The organism is Alkalibacterium psychrotolerans (assembly GCF_054784355.1).
This window is the reverse complement of sequence record NZ_BAAGPH010000022.1, coordinates 1-17,314: the sequence shown is the minus strand read 5'-3', so window position 1 is coordinate 17,314 and position 17,314 is coordinate 1. Positions and strand designations below refer to the sequence as shown.

General features: G+C 43.0%; 16 protein-coding genes. 14 read left to right on the top strand and 2 right to left on the bottom strand.

Annotated elements, in window-relative coordinates:
• Positions 1 to 584 precede the first annotated feature (584 nt).
• The 12 genes from ACYVLS_RS03325 (at position 585) to ACYVLS_RS03270 (ending at position 11,735) form a co-directional block, all read left to right on the top strand.
• Positions 585 to 1,115, top strand: a complete 531-nt coding sequence (locus ACYVLS_RS03325; protein ID WP_460321206.1) for a Na+/H+ antiporter subunit E — start codon at positions 585 to 587, stop codon at positions 1,113 to 1,115.
• Positions 1,116 to 1,150: 35 nt separating this feature from the next.
• Positions 1,151 to 1,411 (top strand): monovalent cation/H+ antiporter complex subunit F, encoded by a 261-nt coding sequence (locus ACYVLS_RS03320; protein ID WP_460321203.1) that lies wholly within the window; start codon positions 1,151 to 1,153, stop codon positions 1,409 to 1,411.
• The gene (mnhG, locus tag ACYVLS_RS03315; protein WP_460321200.1) at positions 1,411 to 1,716 is read left to right on the top strand and encodes a monovalent cation/H(+) antiporter subunit G; all 306 of its coding nucleotides are present in this window, start codon (positions 1,411 to 1,413) and stop codon (positions 1,714 to 1,716) included. Before ACYVLS_RS03320 ends, mnhG begins: the two co-directional genes overlap by 1 nt.
• Positions 1,717 to 1,721: 5 nt before the next feature.
• Positions 1,722 to 2,285 carry a Na(+)/H(+) antiporter subunit B gene (locus tag ACYVLS_RS03310; protein WP_460321197.1) on the top strand — a complete coding sequence of 188 codons (564 nt, stop codon included), beginning with the start codon at positions 1,722 to 1,724 and terminating at the stop codon, positions 2,283 to 2,285.
• Positions 2,269 to 2,967, top strand: coding sequence for an MnhB domain-containing protein (locus ACYVLS_RS03305; RefSeq protein ID WP_460321194.1), 699 nt, complete (start codon positions 2,269 to 2,271; stop codon positions 2,965 to 2,967). Before ACYVLS_RS03310 ends, ACYVLS_RS03305 begins: the two co-directional genes overlap by 17 nt.
• Before the next feature lie 63 nt (positions 2,968 to 3,030).
• A complete protein-coding gene (locus ACYVLS_RS03300; protein ID WP_460321191.1) occupies positions 3,031 to 3,384 on the top strand; it encodes a sodium:proton antiporter in 354 nt (117 codons plus the stop codon).
• The gene (locus ACYVLS_RS03295) at positions 3,385 to 4,980 is read left to right on the top strand and encodes a complex I subunit 5 family protein (protein WP_460321188.1); all 1,596 of its coding nucleotides are present in this window, start codon (positions 3,385 to 3,387) and stop codon (positions 4,978 to 4,980) included.
• 42 nt (positions 4,981 to 5,022) lie between these two features.
• Positions 5,023 to 6,630 (top strand): complex I subunit 5 family protein, encoded by a 1,608-nt coding sequence (locus tag ACYVLS_RS03290; protein WP_460321185.1) that lies wholly within the window; start codon positions 5,023 to 5,025, stop codon positions 6,628 to 6,630.
• 30 nt (positions 6,631 to 6,660) lie between these two features.
• Positions 6,661 to 8,265: a complex I subunit 5 family protein gene (locus ACYVLS_RS03285; protein ID WP_460321182.1), complete on the top strand. Its 1,605-nt coding sequence runs from the start codon at positions 6,661 to 6,663 to the stop codon at positions 8,263 to 8,265.
• 726 nt (positions 8,266 to 8,991) lie between these two features.
• Positions 8,992 to 9,585 carry a DUF1349 domain-containing protein gene (locus tag ACYVLS_RS03280; protein WP_460321179.1) on the top strand — a complete coding sequence of 198 codons (594 nt, stop codon included), beginning with the start codon at positions 8,992 to 8,994 and terminating at the stop codon, positions 9,583 to 9,585.
• Positions 9,586 to 9,719: 134 nt separating this feature from the next.
• Positions 9,720 to 11,165 carry a DUF5050 domain-containing protein gene (locus ACYVLS_RS03275; RefSeq protein ID WP_460321177.1) on the top strand — a complete coding sequence of 482 codons (1,446 nt, stop codon included), beginning with the start codon at positions 9,720 to 9,722 and terminating at the stop codon, positions 11,163 to 11,165.
• A 36-nt stretch (positions 11,166 to 11,201) separates the two neighbouring features.
• The gene (locus ACYVLS_RS03270) at positions 11,202 to 11,735 is read left to right on the top strand and encodes a hypothetical protein (RefSeq protein ID WP_460321175.1); all 534 of its coding nucleotides are present in this window, start codon (positions 11,202 to 11,204) and stop codon (positions 11,733 to 11,735) included.
• Positions 11,736 to 12,058: 323 nt separating this feature from the next.
• Here the strand turns inward: ACYVLS_RS03270 and ACYVLS_RS03265 are convergent, their stop codons facing one another.
• The gene (locus tag ACYVLS_RS03265) at positions 12,059 to 13,981 is read right to left on the bottom strand and encodes a right-handed parallel beta-helix repeat-containing protein (RefSeq protein ID WP_460321173.1); all 1,923 of its coding nucleotides are present in this window, start codon (positions 13,979 to 13,981) and stop codon (positions 12,059 to 12,061) included.
• Positions 13,982 to 14,212: 231 nt separating this feature from the next.
• Between ACYVLS_RS03265 and ACYVLS_RS03260 the strand changes: the two genes are divergently transcribed.
• Together ACYVLS_RS03260 and ACYVLS_RS03255 are read left to right on the top strand one after the other, a co-directional pair.
• Positions 14,213 to 15,859: an SWIM zinc finger family protein gene (locus tag ACYVLS_RS03260; protein ID WP_460321171.1), complete on the top strand. Its 1,647-nt coding sequence runs from the start codon at positions 14,213 to 14,215 to the stop codon at positions 15,857 to 15,859.
• A 53-nt stretch (positions 15,860 to 15,912) separates the two neighbouring features.
• A complete protein-coding gene (locus tag ACYVLS_RS03255; RefSeq protein WP_460321168.1) occupies positions 15,913 to 16,395 on the top strand; it encodes a nucleoside deaminase in 483 nt (160 codons plus the stop codon).
• A 413-nt stretch (positions 16,396 to 16,808) separates the two neighbouring features.
• Here ACYVLS_RS03255 and ACYVLS_RS03250 read toward each other — a convergent pair.
• Positions 16,809 to 17,314 (bottom strand): transposase (locus tag ACYVLS_RS03250; RefSeq protein ID WP_407094487.1); only part of this gene is annotated, 506 nt, incomplete at its 5' end.

The following is a 17,314-nucleotide window of genomic DNA, read 5'->3' as shown; positions in this document are numbered from 1 at the left end:
ATGTTTGTTGGTAACTACATTTTACCAAAGAGAGGTGTCTTTTTCTGTACTTTTAAGTTCAATATTCTAACTGATCTTTACGGTAAAAGGATAGAACGTCGTTCTTAGGGGTGCGAAACTTGAGTTTAATACTCAAGAGTGAGATGCCCCTGAGTATGAATATAAGTGATTTTAAGTTAAAGCTCCATTCATAAAAGTGCTGGAGTGTGTAAAGAGAATCCAGTTCAACCACACAAGTGTGTGCAGCGTTTCAATTGCTTCCAAAAAAACCACTAGAAATTGAGAGGAAGAAAGCTGGCCAGCTTTCGTCAATAGTCAAAAAGCGTTCATTTTATTCGGGTGAAGGCTGACTGATTTTTGTTAAGCTATTTAATAGGAAGAAAAATTGTGAAGGAAGAATGAAGTCATTTTTCTGAAAAATCGTTTTCAGCTTATAAATCATTGGATTTTTGCTAAAAACTCATTGCATATGATTGGAAACATGCTACAATCGAAGTACAGCCGAAATGACGGGATTTTTGCCCGCCCATCGACTTACTTAGAGATAGACTTTCATCTACTCACGTCGGAAGGGAGGTTTTTTTTTGAAAACATATATGAACGCATTATGGGAAGACATCGTCGATAATAAAGAGGTTATCCTCATCTTATCGGTAGTATGGCTTATTTTGTTTGAGGAGTTTTCTGTAGGTATCGCTCTGACAGGCTTATTAATGGCCGTCCTTGTTGTAATCTTCACAGACCGTTTCCTGTTGAAAGGAAATTACGAGCACTCTTACATGATTGAACTGGGTACGCTATTGAAGTACGGCCTGCGTCTGATTGTGGAAATTTTTCTTGCAGGGATTGCGGTTATTCCAAACATTTTGACCGGCAAGTCTGACGTTGAAATTATCAACTGTGAGACAAAGCTGACGGATGAACTGCTGATTGATATACTCGCAAACTCAATTACGCTCACACCCGGTACAGTTATCGTTGAGAAAAAGGGAAGCAAACTTAAAGTTCTGGCGTTGAACCCACCAGGTGTCGATGAAGACCCTAGAGGTGTCATTCCGCTTCGATTGGAAGAAATTCTTCTGATATATGAAAACAAAATCGAAGGTAAAGCATAAGTTCAGCACGTACAAGAAAGGAAGAAGGGGAACACATGAATTTTGATTCGTTTGCTTTAATCATTGTTGCGGCATTGTCAGTATTTGGTCTGGTCCGTGTGCTTCAGGGACCGACTGTATGGGACCGGATGCTTGGATTCGCAATATTTTCATCAAAAGTAATTGTGGCAGCTGTATTGATTGGGATGGTCATTGACCGTACCTTTATGATCGATGTCGCATTAATCTACGGGGTACTTGGCTTTATTGGTACCATCATGATTGCTCGATTTGTAGAGAGAAGAGGGGATGTCTAATGGCAGTAGCACAAGAGTGGATTGGTAATATTGTCGTTATGATTGGCCTTCTATTTATGACACTGGGTGTTTTAGGAATTTTCCGCTTCAAGGATTATTTTTCACGTATTTTGATTACGGGTAAAGTTGATACAGTCGGTTTCATTACGATTATGTTCGGACTGATTATTAAACATGGCTTTGACTTTTTCACCGGCAAGCTTATTTTAGTTTTAGCATTATATATTATAACGAACCCCATAGCGACTCACGCCATTACGCGTTCTGCTCACTTGAGTGGCTATAGAATTAAAAAGGAGCGATAGGAGACATGTTTGAAACATTTATATTACTGACTTTGCTTGTTCTGGCTAGTGTCTCTGTCTTCTCAGATAACTTGCGTCGCTCAATCATTTTCCTAGGTGCTTTTTCATTAACCATTGCACTGGCCTACCTGCATTATAATGCTCCCGATGTGGCGCTGGCAGAAGCGGCAATTGGTGTTGGACTGTCCACGGTCATGTACTTGGTTGCTTTGAAAAAAGTATCAGTTTACGACATCTGCTACATCAATGAAGACGTCGAAACCTTCAATGATGATCAGATTAATGAAATTATGGACTCCATTGTGCGTCCTCTAGAACTATTCATTGAACGTACGGAAGAAATTGAGCCTCAGCTGGCTTACACGAATCATACACTTGAAATGGTGATGCAGGAAGACAGGCACGACTGCCTGATTCACCGAAAAGGCGATTTGGTTTATATTTACGGTGATACGACCGATCAGGTTTTCCAGGATATCATTGCAAACTTGAACGATGTTATCACAGATATTTCCGATATCCGTGTGGTATTTAGAGATGAGGTGAGCCTAGATGGCGCAGACGCATAGACTCATTCACTTACTCCGGATTATTTTTGCGGTAGTCGGTGCGGCAGTCGTATTATTCTTATTCCTGAACTATTCTGAACAAATCGATACGCCATTGATGGACTACTTTACAGCTGATTTCTTTAATCAGACTGGAGCAACAAACTCGGTTGCGGCAATCTATTTGAACTACCGCGTTTTCGATACGCTGTTTGAAGCCTTGATGCTGATGGTATCCGTAATGGAGGTTATCAACGTCTCATGGGCGAACAAACACGCTGAACAGTACCGCTTTGAACAAGATGACTTTAACAGAAAAAACAACTCCGAAATTGTTATCCGTATGGTCGGAATCATTTATCCGTTCGTTCTATTAATCGGATTGTACATTATCATCAACGGACATGTTTCTCCGGGTGGGGGATTCCAGGGTGGAGCGGTACTGGCGACTGCCTTGATTACACGCTACCTTGTGTATCCAAACTTTGACCTGGATCTGCATGCACTTGAAATTGTTGAAAAACTGCTTTTCCTGTCAATTGTTATGACACCGGTCCTTTACGTGTTCATGCAGCTGCAGCCGGCAGACACAGTATTGTCTCACCAGATTTACATGATCGCAATGAACACGCTGATTGGTATGAAAGTCTTTACCGGTCTGAGCGTTATATTCTACCGATTCGTATTTTACGAAGGCAGATAAACCTGTCTGCTTTCGCTTGCTTCTCACATTAACGCAACTATCTATAGAAAGAAGATGAAACCATTGGATTTTATCACTGGCGAAATCGTCGGTATTCTTTTATTCTTCATCGGCCTTTACGGTCTGATGACAAAAAAGACTATCGTTAAGACGATTATGTCCATGTCTATCATGGAATCGGGTATATTTTTATTTTACATCACAATTAACTACACATCGGGAAGTGTCCCGCCAATCGGCCAGGACCTTTCAGGTGTTAACTATGTTGACCCAGTTCCTTCCGCTTTGATGATTACCGCTATCGTTATCGGAATCGGTGTTACAGCGATAGGTTTAACCATGTTCATGCACTACAAGCAGAAACATGGGATTACGCACTGGTCGCGTAATCGAAATAAGACAGGAAGTGAACATTAAGTGTTAGGATTATTAGTTCTTGCTCCAATATTAGCTGGAGTAATTGCTTACCTGCTTGATAACAAAGCATCTAAGTTTATATTATATGTTTTTCAGTTTTTGTACGCCACCTTGGCATTTTTTATCTTTTTAAACGTCAAACAGACGGGACCCATCGTCTGGAATGTCGGAGGGTATACGGATGGACTGGCACTCAGCTTATATGCAGATGCCATTTCAATCTTTATGGTCCTGATGACGGCCGTCTTCTACATTGCCTTTTTAGTTTATGCAACTAAAGAACCCTACTTCAAAGGTCGTTTTTACTTTTTATTCATGACACTTCAGGGACTGATGATGGGCTTGTTCTTATCAAGCGACTTATTCAACATCTTCGTATTCCTTGAAGTCTCAACCGTAGTGGTTGCTATTCTGATTATGTACAACAAGGAAAAGCAGGCGATCTATGATGGAATGATTTATTTCTTCGTCAACGTCATCGGATCAGCTTTTCTCTTGTTTGGCATCGGCATGCTTTACCGGACATTCGGACTTCTGGACATTCGTGCGATTAGAGAATCGATGAGTCTTCTGGACGGGCCAAGAGCAGTCGTTTTGCCGTACGGTATGATGATGGTGACCGTATCGTTGAAAACAGCTGTTACACCGCTGTTCAGCTGGCTGCCGAAAGCACACGGAACACCGAGTGCGCCACCTGTCGTATCAGCCGTTTTGAGCGGGCTGTACATCAAGAGTGGGGTGTACATGTTTATTCGCTTTAATGACATGTTCAGTCCAGTCATCGATATGCACGTCTTTTTCTTCTGGATCGGTTTCTTCACATCGCTGATTGGTTTCATCATGGCTCTTGGTCAAAAAGACATTAAACTGATTCTGGCTTACCATACCGTATCGCAGATTGGTTTGATTATGATGGGTATTAACATGGCTTCAGAGATTGCATTCTGGGGTGCTGTGTATCACATCTTTAACCATGCCATTTTCAAATCTACCTTATTCTTAACAGCCGGCATGATTTATGACGAATACGGCACACGAAATGTCTATAAAATTAGAGGCTTGTTCAAACGAATGCCTTGGGTAGCAGTGGCAACAACTTTTGCTATTTTAGGAATTACCGGAGCACCGTTCTTCAACGGCAGCATCTCAAAATACATGATTGCACACGGAACGTATGACTATGGTGTCACTTTGTTGCTTAATATCATCAACTTAGGTACAACAATGTCTTTCGTTAAATACGCGACCATGCTCTTTGGAAAAAATCCAAAAGAGGGCACAGCCAAGACCGATTTGTTTGCCTTGACTGCTTCAGTTGCAATGGGAGTGGCTTCCTTCTTCACTGGGATTTTCGGTGAAGCACTGACTCAGTTCCTGTTTAACTACGAAGTTCATGTAAATGTTGATGAATACATTCAAAAAGGAATGGTATACGTTCTGATGATTGTGGCCGGGATTGCGTTCTATCACGGCATTATAAAACACGGGGGGCTGATTACACGAATCGGTCACCTCGAATTGACCTTTAACGGCATTATCACGGCCATGGCAGCCTACTTTATTGTTATGGTTATGTATTTGTCATTAATACTTTGACGTGTGTTTTAGTCTTAAAAACCTTTTAAAAGGAGCGAGAGGATGCTGTACTGGCTTATTATTATCCCCATAATTATTGCCGTTATTAATATCGGTTTTGTTCACCGCGATTCACGCAATCTAATTGTCGGGTCTCAAATTGGTGTCACTGGCTACGCTAGCTATTTATTTTATTTAGTGCGCCAGGAAGGCACAATTATCGATAATATGGCCGGTTACCCTCGCGGTATTGCTATCACGCTTTATGCGGACCGAATTTCAATGGTACTGGTCTGGCTGACCACGCTGCTGTTTCTCGGGCTGCTGCTATACGCCTATACCGGGGATTACTTCAGCAGTCAGTTCGGCTTTCTATACCTGACACTGCAGTCCTTGATTATTGCGTTATTCTTATCAACGGATTTATTTAACATATATGTTTTGCTCGAAGTGTCGACAGTTGTTGTGGCGATTCTAATTATGCTGATGAAAGATAAACAGGCTGTATATGACGGGATGATTTTTCTTTTCGTCAGTGTCATCAGTTCAGGGTTCTGGCTGTTTGGAGTCGGTTTTTTATACCGGACATTCGGCTACCTTGATTTGCATGCCATCGAAGAGGTTATTACTGAAGTTGAGGATCCGCGTTCACTGATTCTGCCTTTTGCCTTTATTATGACGACAATTAGTCTAAAAATCGCTTTGTTCCCATTATCAAGCTGGCTGCCGAAAGCCTACGGAACACCGAGTGCTCCTCCAGTTATTCCGGCTATTTTGTCCGGAGTTTATGAAACAACGGGGCTGTATCTCTTTGTCCGTGTGTCTTTCATGTTCGCGCAGGTTATCGAGTTGAATACATTCTTCCTGGTTATCGGTTTTGTCACCAGTATCGTCGGCTTTGTGCTGGCAGTGGGCCAAAACGATCTGCGTTTGCTGCTCGCTTATTCAACCATTTCTCAAGTGGGACTGATTATCGTCGGTTTCTCTTTTGGTTCAGAAGCCAGTTACTGGGGAAGCATGTACCATATGTTCGCGCACTCTTTGTTTAAAACGGTATTGTTCCTGTCGGTCGGTGTTTTAACGCATCACTATGGGACGCGAAACATTCACGCTATCAGAGGGGTTATGAAAACTTTGCCTGTAACCGGCTTTGCCATCATATTCGGCTTGATGGGTATAACAGGAGCGCCTTTGTTCAACGGATCCATCTCCAAATACATGATTAGTTACGGAAGTGAATCGCCATACATTCAGCTGCTCTTGAACCTGATTAATTTGGGGACGCTTGTCTACAGTATGAAATTTGCTGCTATGCTGTTTGGAAGAAATACGATGACCGACGAGCTGAAACAGAAAAACACGGTTCACGATTTGCCGCAGTGGATTGCATTTGCATTTGGTGCACTCACATTGGCGAGCGGTATATTCGGGAACTTCCTGCTGGAATTCTTATATGGCTTCGATTTTGTCATTTATCCAGGGGAATACTTAGAAAAATCATTTATATATTTACTGCTGGTGCTAGCAGCCTTTGCGATTTACAGGGGATGGGTGAGAGGGAGAGACTTGTTCTCCAAAATCGGCTATATTGAACTGTCATTCAATTCAATGATAACTGCTCAGGTCATATTTTTCATGGGACTGATTGGTTACATGTTCTGGCTGGCTTAACTACTTTGAAACAGAAAGAAGGTACACACTTTGCTTTATCTACTCGTAATTGGACCGATACTGGCCGGCATACTAAACATTCTCTTTTCCAAAAAGGATACACGTCTGTTTATCGTAGGTGTCCAGGTGGCTCAATTTCTATATGCCCTGCGCATTTTCATTCAGGTCCGGACAGACGGCACGATTTTCAATTTTATGTCGGATGTGCCTGACGGACTCGCTATCACCTTGATGGCTGATATCATATCGTCGGTATTTGTGCTACTGACTGCAACCATTTTCTTAATGATGGTCTTATTCGCTTTTCATAAAGATTATTTCAACACGCAATTCGCTTTTCTGTTCTTGGTACTGCAAGGACTTATTATTTCACTATTTTTAAGTACCGACTTATTTAACATCTTTGTTATGCTGGAAGTGTCTACCGTCGTGGTAGCGATTCTTATCATGTTTAATAAGGAAAAGCAGGCGATTTACGATGGGATGATTTACTTTTTCGTAAACGTTATTGGAACAGCCTTTCTCCTGATGGGGATTGGCATGCTTTACCGCACTACAGGACTTCTCGATATGCGCGCAATCAGCGTGGCCATCACAGAGGTTGAGAACCCGCAAGCTTTGATGCTGCCGTTCGCTTTAATGATGACCACACTGAGTCTGAAAACGGCTGTTGTGCCACTGTTCAGCTGGCTGCCGAAAGCACATGGTACACCGAGTGCGCCGCCTGTTGTCTCAGCTATCTTATCCGGCCTGTTCATTAAAACAGGGGTCTACATGTTCATCCGATTCAGTGCGATGTTTGAACCGGTTATTCAGGTTCAGGAAGTCTTTTTCGTTATCGGCTTCATCACATCAATCTTCGGTTTCATCATGGCTATGGGGCAAAATGACATTAAGATGATTCTGGCGTATTCAACGGTTTCTCAAATCGGTCTGATTATGATCGGAATCAATATGGGATCTGAGATTGCCTACTGGGGAGCATTGTTCCACGTCGTCAGTCACGCACTCTTCAAATCGACCTTGTTCCTGGCTGCCGGGCAGGTTTACAACCAGTACGGCACACGGGATATCAGACAAATTAGAGGTGTGTTGAGAAGCATGCCGCTGTCAGGTATGGCGATTGCCTTCGGTATCCTGGGGGTAACAGGTGCACCGCTCTTTAACGGAAGTATTTCCAAATACATGATCAGCTACGGGAGTTACCGTCCGATTGTCCAGCTAGGTTTGAACCTGATTAACCTGGGAACCCTTACGTACTTCCTGAAGTTTGGAACCATTCTATTCGGAAAAGATAACCGTGCTGAAGACGCGAAACCACCGAAGGAAGATCGACTGTCAGAACTGCTGGTCTTTATCATGGGTGGACTGATTCTAATCTCAGGACTGCTGGGACCACTTTCGATGGACTTACTGTTCGGTTATGAAATCGAAGTGTTCTCAACAGAATACTTTGAAAAAGGAATCGTTTATGCACTGATGATTGTAGCGGCTGCCGGTATTTATAACGGGGGCGTCAAAAAGAGTGGTTTGCTTGACCGCATCAGTCACGTCGAGCTGACATTCAACGGAGTCATCACGGCTATGACTGGTTTCTTCCTGTTCATGGCAACGTACTTGTATATTTTTCTTTAATCTAATAGAGTGAGGCCCTCATCGCTAGTGATGAGGGCTTCTTTTTTGATTTTAAAATGAAGATGTGGAATCTGGCCCGGCCAGATTCGTCTATATTTATCTCTGAACTAGACTAAAATGGGGGAGGCGTTTAGTTTAGAGACTATCTGGCTCTCAAACTAGACAGTGAGGACAGTTTGTCCGACTAAATTATTGCTGAACTAAATGTTTCGCCCGATTTTGACCTCCAGCGTGCAGTTCGGAAAACTGAACTGCACTATTTGACTGTTTTTGTTTAGTTTATTTCTAAAATTCTTTATGTTTTAAAGCACTTGTTAAGGTAGATGTCCGTGAAGCGGACATCCTCCTTCTTTAGATATATTCTGTGGAATCTGGCCGGGCCAGATTCGTCGCTATTTATTTTTGTATTCGACAAAAACGGAGGAGGAGTATAGTTTAGAAACTATTTGGCTCATAAACTAAACAGTGAGGATAGTTTGTCCGACTAAATTAATGCTGAACTAAATTTTTCTCTAAATTTTGACCTCCAGCGTGTAGTTCGAGAAACTGAACTGCACTATTTGGCTGTTTGTGTTTAGTTTAAACTCCAATTTCTCTTGCGTACTTTACAGTTTTTCACTTAGGTGTCTCAATAACTGCATGCAGCCATTTTCTCTGTTAAAATAGAGAAGCAGAGGATACTAGCGAAGAATAGCTTAGATAAAACCATCAGGAGGAGACAACCCAATGAAAAAAGACTTCATAGACAATAAGATAACGGTCACATATGCACCAGAGAACTTTGAGATAAGCGACACAAAAATCACTTTAAAGACTGAACCGCACACCGACTTATGGCAGCGGACCTACTATGGTTTTCGAAATGATAACGCTCCAATGTTCCAGATTAAAACAGACGAACGCTACTTTTCTTTCGTGACCAAAGTCGACTTCGACAGTTCCCACCGGTTTGATCAGGCAGGAGTGGTTTTGTATCAGAACTCTGACAACTGGATCAAGGCGTCGATTGAATATGAAAACGAGCAGCTACAAAGACTTGGCGCCGTTGTGACCAATCACGGGTATTCAGACTGGTCCACCCAAGATACCGACGCCTCGGTCAAATCCATTTGGTATCGACTGAGCCGACGTGAATCTGATTATTTAGTTGAATACAGTCTCGACGGAAAAGCGTTTAGCCAGATGCGCATCAGCCATCTCCATGAAGGAGACGAAGAAATCTCTTTTGGCGTGTATGCCTGCAGTCCGGAAGACTCCTCTTTTACCGTAAGCTTCAGTGAAATGGAGATCCTGCCTTGTCAGTGGGATGCACACGAGTAAACCGATAGCAGAACACGATTAAAAAGGTTTCCAGAATTGGGAGCCTTTTTATATATACTTGTATATTAAAGTCAATAAATTTGATACACTTAAAAGCATAAACTTGCTTAAAGGAAATAGGAAAGGGGTAGAGGATGAAGATATCAAAAATAATTGATTTGCTACTGAGGAGTCTACTGTTTATTTTAATACCTGCTTACATAGTGCTGAACAGCTTATACTATTTAGTCTTTGGTTACGTCATGAATCTGGAATGGATAACCCTTGTCAGTTACGTCTTTCTGATCGGCACCTTAGTGTATAAGCGCTATAAACCCATTTCACAGGAAAAAAGACTCGAGAACTATTCCTATCTGAAAAGGTACCTTCAGTCGTACAGGTGGGAAATCCTGCAGGACAATCATTCTTATACAATCATTCGTCCAGCTTTTGATAATCCACTCAACTTGGTCATTGATGATAAAGTGACCATTGAAAAGAATAGAGACCTAGTGCGTATCTCGGGACCACAGTTTTACGTAACCGACATATTCAAACACCTTCATACCAGTGAAAATGAAAAACAGACCAACTGGTTCAAACCGTTCCGTCTGGCTTTTGCGGCCGTTGTGTTAACCATGCCGCTCGTCAGAGACAGCGGCTTGATATGGGAATGGACCGCTTTCCGGCATAATCTGGAACACGCAAATGCGGAAGTGGAAGACTTTCACGGCAACCTCTATGGCAATTCTGTAAGTAATATAAACAACCGTGGTGTGGGTATTGGTGCAGAGGATTTTTCTATATACATGCACGATGACCGGACACTCATTAAAACAGACATCGACCTGAATTTTGAGGAAACAATTACCTTTCCTCAAACGTCCTATGGCTTTGGTAATTTAAACTTGGCAGGAGACTGGCTTTACTTTACAGATGGGGAAAGTCTACAGCGCATGAAGTTAGACGGATCCAGTCAGGAGACGCTTTTTGACCACGGCTATGTCACGAATGTGCACCTGACGGAAAATGGCCTATACTTCCGTAACAGCGCCGACCGATTTACCGTTCACCGAATGGATTTAAACGGAGCAAACCTGGAGCGGGTCGTGAACGTTGAGAATGCGTATGACTTGTCGGTTTATGAAGATGCTTTGTATGTGAGTCATCGGGATGGGTTAGACCGCTATTCACTGGACGGTGAGCACATCGAACGGTTATCTGAGACTCAAGCCTGGAGTATAACCAAACAGAATGGCTATTATTATTTCACAGGCGAGGACCAGAGACTTTACCGCCTCCCAGAAAATAGTTCGGGTCAAGAAGAAGTACTGATTGATACAACAGTTGACTACTATATCTTGACTGATTCAAAAATTATATATATGACAAGCACATACGCACCTAAGCATCGTTATAGCGGCGTTTACAAGGCTAATCTTGAAGGCGATGAGATTGAGCGCTTGTATGTGACCGACTATATCCGCCATTTAACGCACGTTGGGGATTCGGTCATTTTTGATGCATCGGGCGTTTACGGTGCTGTTGATGTCAGACGGTATGATCTAACTGAAGAAATTGTTGAGCCGCTCTATAATTAAGCAGTTTAACATTACAAAGTAAGGAGTTGAAGCTCAATGGAAACGATTCGCTGCCCGTACTGTGGAGAAGAAACACCCTTGACAGATGAAGAGGAGTACCAATTAGAAGAAGACAATTACCAGCACAGGTGCTTAAACTGCAATAAACTCTTTGGTGAAGCGAACGCAGCGTCGCCAGACTCAGCAGAAAATCAATGCGATACATTTAAGTTTTCATACGGGGGCTACTTTGGCGGCTTTAAACAACTGACATTTCTTGAAAAAGACGGCTACGTTGAGCTGACTATTGAGCCGCCCTACAGTGAGCTGGAACATAGCGCTATGACATTCCGGACAACCCTAGATGAATGGCGTGACTTTAAAACGACTGTGTTTCGGGATTTCTTTATCCTATCCTGGACAGAAGACTATACCGACCCGGACATACTGGATGGGACTCAATGGAAAGTCAGGTTAGAATTTGACACTCTCAAGACTCTAGAAATAAGCGGATCAAACCGGTACCCGGTTTACTATGATGACTTGATTGACCATATTGAACATTATTTTCGCCTGGTTGATGATATGTAGGATGACAAAAGGACCTCAGTTACTAGCTGGGGTCCTTTTATAATGGTCTATACTGAAATGAACCATTAATCGTCTTTCGGTGGTTGTAAATCTAATGAGAGATGATTATCTACCTTTTAATCATTCTTCAGCACACTAATTTTAACTGAGAGATGATTATGTTCAGTTAATCATCTTTCATCATCAGTAAACTATACGAAGAACGATTAACTCCTCAGAAGTCATTTAAACTAATCTATACTGTCGAAATTGGCTGAACCAATTTTTTTCATTAAAAAAAGACCTCAGTTTCTAGGCTGAGGTTTTTACTGCTAGGCTTTCAATTAGCCCCACACTTTAATTCGGTTGTGACCGCTCTTCAAGTCGGCAATAGGGCCAAGTACTGAGTCGCCGTCTTTAACGTTACCCAGTAAATCCGTATCGATAACGACGTCACTGCCATCAGGATTTTCAAACTCGGCATCGGCCAGACGCACACGTTCCAGCGTCTGGGTGGAGTGGATACCCCCTTTAAGGTTTTCGAAACCATCAGGTAAAGTAATTTCCACAAATACTTCTTTACCTTCATCCACAATTTTGAAAGCCGGATCGTGATCAGTCACCAGATTGTTTTCCTCACGCTCAAAGGCTTCGGCACCATTCAAGTAGGCATTTTCACTGATGTATACCGGCTGTTCCACGACATTGAAAGCTTCATGGTCGCTACCAGGCTGGTGATGCACATCATAGATGAATTCTTCAAGAGACGTGGTGTAGCCTTTGTAATGCGCCGTTCCCACACCGTCTATTTCTGAGTCACCAATAAAGATGTTGTTGTACCAACGGTCATCTCCGCCATAAACAGGGGAGAAGCCTTTAATATCCGTGCTGTGTGCCACGTGATAAGGGGTCGAGCGGTCCAGCATTTTGCGGTGTTCCATGTGACCTCTGACAATATTATTAATATACGCGCCACCTTGAGCGTGGTTGTCCAGCGCATAGTCCGCCGTCAAAATGTTGTGGTCAACGAGGAACGGTCCGCTGCTGACTTCCACAAACAAGTCGCGGTTATTATTGTAAAAGAGGTTGCGGCTGACACGCGTTCCTTGAAGCTGCCAGTCCAGCCAGATGCCCAGTGTGCAGTCGTGTATACGGTTGTTGTGAATCTGCGTATCAATCGCCGCGTGTAATTTAATACCGGCAATCTCGTGTCCGTAAAATTGACGTTTAATCGCAATATTGAAAATATGGTTATTATAAATCTCACTGAAAATACAGCCTAAGTGACCGACAATCCCGTTCTGTCCGCAGTCATGAATGACGTTGTTACGAATAACGTGCGAGCCTACTTTTTCCTTGCTCCAGCCCGCTTTAGTCGCTTCAAAGACCGTTTCAATCTGATAGTGATACCCCGGCTTGTCCTGGCGTCTGGAGTAGTAGTTGTGTCCAGTAGAACCTTCTTTACCAATACTGATGGCACTACACTTGGAATCGTGAATATTGTTGTCTTCGATAATCCAGCCTTTAGACCAGTTCGGACCAAGCAGTCCCGGTTGATCGGCAGTAGGGGGCGTCCAAGGCGTCGCAGCCTGAGCCATTTCAAATCCTTTAACGGTAATGTAGTCAATACCCGTAATTTCCGGGTAGAAACAGGACCGTCTGACGTTGACTTCAATTAGTTCTTCATTTGGATTGTAGTCATGGAAGTTCGCATATACAGTCGTTTCGTTCTCATCGACTTCCGCATACCAGACATATTTCGTCTGAGGGGCATCATGTGCTGGGACTGTCTTGCGTGTCCAGCCGTCCACGACTTCCGTTACTTCCTGAGGATTTTTTACTTCGTCCAGCGTTTCCGCTTCATAGAAAGACTTGCCGTTCAAATAAACCTCGCCTAAGTGACGGCCAGGGTTCTCAACCACCCAGTCGCCGAACAATTCTTCTTTAAAGGGGTTATAGTCTCCGAATAACGCGTTAGGGATGACAGCTTTCCAGACAGAGCCGTCAACCTTTTCCCAATTAGTAATTACTTCAGACCCTTTAATGACGACCTGTTCGCCCTCAGCTGCCTGATAGGTGATGCGTCGGCGGTTACTTAAGCCGGCATTTTTAGGCTTGACCCATTCCCGGTAAACTCCTTCGTGAACCGTGACCGTATCGCCCGCGATTGCCACAGAAGCGGCCTTGTTAATCGTCAGAAACGGCTGGCCCTGGGAACCGTCCGCTGAATCTGATCCGTTTTTTGAAACATAATAATGAACACTCATGCTGACATTCCTCCTAATCATTATAGCTTTATTATAGGATGAAAGCGGTTTGTTTAAAAGGCTAATTAACGTGTTTTGCTAGACAATATTTGTGTTTTTCTATGCGCTTACATTATTGCAGCTAAACGATTCCCGGGGTTTATCGTGTCACCCGAGCATGAAATAGTGTAGACTAGGAAGTAACAAGCCACATTAAACACGTGCTAAAAAGATTGAGTTAAGGAGGCGCTTATGAAACTCTCTAACATTGAAGAGCACATTGACCCGATGATTTTTAAAAGGGGAATCGGGTACTTAAATTATGACAACATCCAATCCGTTAAAAAGGAAACCGACCAGCTGTATCGTTTTATTTTTAAAGGCAGTGCCTATTATGAAGTTGCCGTAACACTGGCGGAAGACTTGGATACTATAGCGAAAACGGCCTGTTCCTGTCCGTATGATCAAGGACCCTTCTGCAAGCATCAAGTGGCGGCTTTTTTGTATATTCGCATTAAAATGAACGACAAGCAAGAAAACGAAGAGATGCAGGATCTGACCGATTTGCTTGGGCAACTGGACCGGGACCGGCTCATGTCCTTACTACTGATTTTATTTAGACGTTACCCATCTGAGCGCGACAAACTGATGGGCACCGTCAAGAAATCTGGCAAACCTTCGGAAGCTCTGCCGCCGATGTATACGATTGTGGACATTATTGAAGCCGCGAAAGATCACACGGGCTTTATATCGTATTACGACACCATGGACTTGACGGACGAACTGCAGGAACTGCTTGAACAGATTGAAGAAACCGACCCAACCTATGACAAACTGAAAACTCTGCTGTTTTTCTATACTGAAGCAACTCAGCTCATTGACTGCTGCGACGATTCTGGCGGAAGTGTGGGGACCTTACTGGACTGTATTCTCGATACTTTGCACGACACACTTGATATCTATGTCTTCTCCGATAAAGAAGAGCAGCTGACGTTACTAGCTGATTTAAGGGAAACCGTTAAGCAGCCTGTTTTCCAAGCCTGGTCTGATTACGCCATCCAACTGTTGTCGCAGTTTGTCTCTATTTTGAGTGTGCCAGACGTTAGAGAGGCTTTTCAACGCATTGTTGACGACAAAATAGACGGCTTAGATGACTTGGAAAAAGAGTATGTTCTGCCGCAACTCTTATTGATTCAAGCGGCGGTCATTAAACTCTACGAATCCGACGAGGCCTATGTAGACTTTTTAAATCAGCACACAGCCTTTTACCAAATCACTGAATCCCTCATGCGCTTTTTGATTGAAAAAAACAAGTATCAAAACGTCCTTAAGCTGCTTTCTGAAATGAAAGAGCGTGGACAGCAAACGGACATGACAACAACGTTGCAGTACGCCTATGAAGCTTACCGAGGCGTAGGTAACGAAGAGCAGACCGCTGAAGTGGCCATTCAGCTGATTTTAAAAGGAAAAGAGGACTACTACCAGCAGACGAAAGACGTTGTGAGCAACTCGAAAGCATTTTATCAGAAAGTCAAAACCGCTCTAAGAGCCAGACAGCCTGATTTTATCCTGACCGGTGTATACAAAAACATTTTAATCATGGAAGAAGACTGGAGCGGCCTACTGGAATTGGTCGGTATTAAAACTGCCTTAGTTGAAGCAGTCGCGCCTCTACTCAAACCGCACTACCCAAAAGAAACTGAAACTCTGTATACCCGCTACCTCCTGGACTACGCAGACACCCTGTCTACTCGAAAAGAGTACAAACAACTCGCCGCAAAAATCAGACAGTACGGCCAGGTAGTGGGAGTAGTGAAACAGAATGAGTTAGCCGATACCATCAAAGAAGCCTATCCTAGGAAGAGTGCGTTGATTGAAGAGTTGGATAAGGTTTCTTAAAAAAACTTCTATGAAGAGAACATACATTGAAACAGGATGAGGAGCGATTCGCTATGATCAGTAAAACAGATTTAAAGCATCTCAGGCGGTGCATTCACCTGGCAAGAACGGCACTGGAAAAAGGAAATCAGCCATTTGGCTCCGTGCTTGTGTCAAGCAAAGGTGAGGTGCTTGCGGAAGACCATAATCACGTGGCAGGCGGAGACCATACCCTGCACCCGGAGTTTTCCCTGGCACGCTTTGCAGCAGCATACCTGACACCGGAAGAACGAAAGAAGGCTACCGTCTATACCTCTGGCGAACATTGTCCCATGTGTGCCGCAGCCCATGGATGGGTTGGTTTGGGCAGAATTGTGTATGCCAGTTCATCCAAACAGCTGGTAGAGTGGATGGAAGAAATGGGGGCTCCTCAATCACCGGTGCGGAACCTGGCAATCGAAGAAATCATCCGGGATGCAGAGGTCGACGGACCGGTGTTGGAATTTGAAGAGGAGATCCGTGAGTTGCATCGTGAAGCTTATGAAAAGAAAGATTAGAGGGATAAGCGCAATAATCTGTTTAAGAGGGTGAAAAAGACTTATCCTAGGTAGAGTTATTGGTTAAAGTATTGGGATTAAACTCAATCTTAAGGAATAATATAATGACAGGAGGCGTAAAGACATGACCGCTATTATGCTAAATGACTTACTTAGAATCGATGATTTATCTAATATCAAAATAAAGTTTACCATTCATAATGGCATTGAAGATCCTATGGATGTGTATACCAAAAATCCCGATGTTGTTAACAATCAGTGGCTATTTTGGCGAACAAAACAGAGATATTTCAACGTGGGAGAAACTGCAATATGCTTTCTTAGAATAGGCTATGACCAGTGGCTTTTAACTACAATAAAAAAAGTTACTAAAGAACTAGGGANTGATTCAAAAAATTAACGTGATGACTGATTTAAATCCATTGACTGGATCGCCGTAGGCGCTCGAAGACCCTATAGAATTCAGTTTGATACACATGATAACTCGACAATTTTAGATAGGCTCGTCTGCCTGTTTGCACAAGTTTGCCAGCGACTTTAAGGAATGTTAGTCGGATGGAATGAATAGTCATCCCTTGGTTTTTTTTATCAAAGCCGATAGTCTTTAGACAGTTGATGAGGTTGTATGCAAGCAGACTAATCATCATTCTGACATGATTTTCTAAGAAGCGTGGACTGTCTGTTTTATCGAAATAAAAGCCACCTTTCGCTTCTTTGATGAAATTCTCCATTGTCCCTCGCTTGCCGTAAAGAGAGAATATGACTTCAGGTGAGACATTATCGGATAGATTCGTCACAATGAATGCGTGTTGAAAGAGGAGTTCTCCTGCTTCACGGATTGATCGAATACAGACACGACGGGGTTTCGACCATGATTGTGCTTGATAAGGCATTGAAAAATACTGAACTTCCCGATCTT

Coding starts and splice junctions, on each gene's coding strand:
- ACYVLS_RS03320 (WP_460321203.1), top strand. CDS start 1,151: ATGAATTTTGATTCGTTTGCTTTAATCATTGTTGCGGCATTGTCAGTA.
- mnhG (WP_460321200.1), top strand. CDS start 1,411: ATGGCAGTAGCACAAGAGTGGATTGGTAATATTGTCGTTATGATTGGC.
- ACYVLS_RS03310 (WP_460321197.1), top strand. CDS start 1,722: ATGTTTGAAACATTTATATTACTGACTTTGCTTGTTCTGGCTAGTGTC.
- ACYVLS_RS03305 (WP_460321194.1), top strand. CDS start 2,269: ATGGCGCAGACGCATAGACTCATTCACTTACTCCGGATTATTTTTGCG.
- ACYVLS_RS03290 (WP_460321185.1), top strand. CDS start 5,023: ATGCTGTACTGGCTTATTATTATCCCCATAATTATTGCCGTTATTAAT.
- ACYVLS_RS03280 (WP_460321179.1), top strand. CDS start 8,992: ATGAAAAAAGACTTCATAGACAATAAGATAACGGTCACATATGCACCA.
- ACYVLS_RS03275 (WP_460321177.1), top strand. CDS start 9,720: ATGAAGATATCAAAAATAATTGATTTGCTACTGAGGAGTCTACTGTTT.
- ACYVLS_RS03270 (WP_460321175.1), top strand. CDS start 11,202: ATGGAAACGATTCGCTGCCCGTACTGTGGAGAAGAAACACCCTTGACA.
- ACYVLS_RS03265 (WP_460321173.1), bottom strand. CDS start 13,981: ATGAGTGTTCATTATTATGTTTCAAAAAACGGATCAGATTCAGCGGAC.
- ACYVLS_RS03260 (WP_460321171.1), top strand. CDS start 14,213: ATGAAACTCTCTAACATTGAAGAGCACATTGACCCGATGATTTTTAAA.
- ACYVLS_RS03255 (WP_460321168.1), top strand. CDS start 15,913: ATGATCAGTAAAACAGATTTAAAGCATCTCAGGCGGTGCATTCACCTG.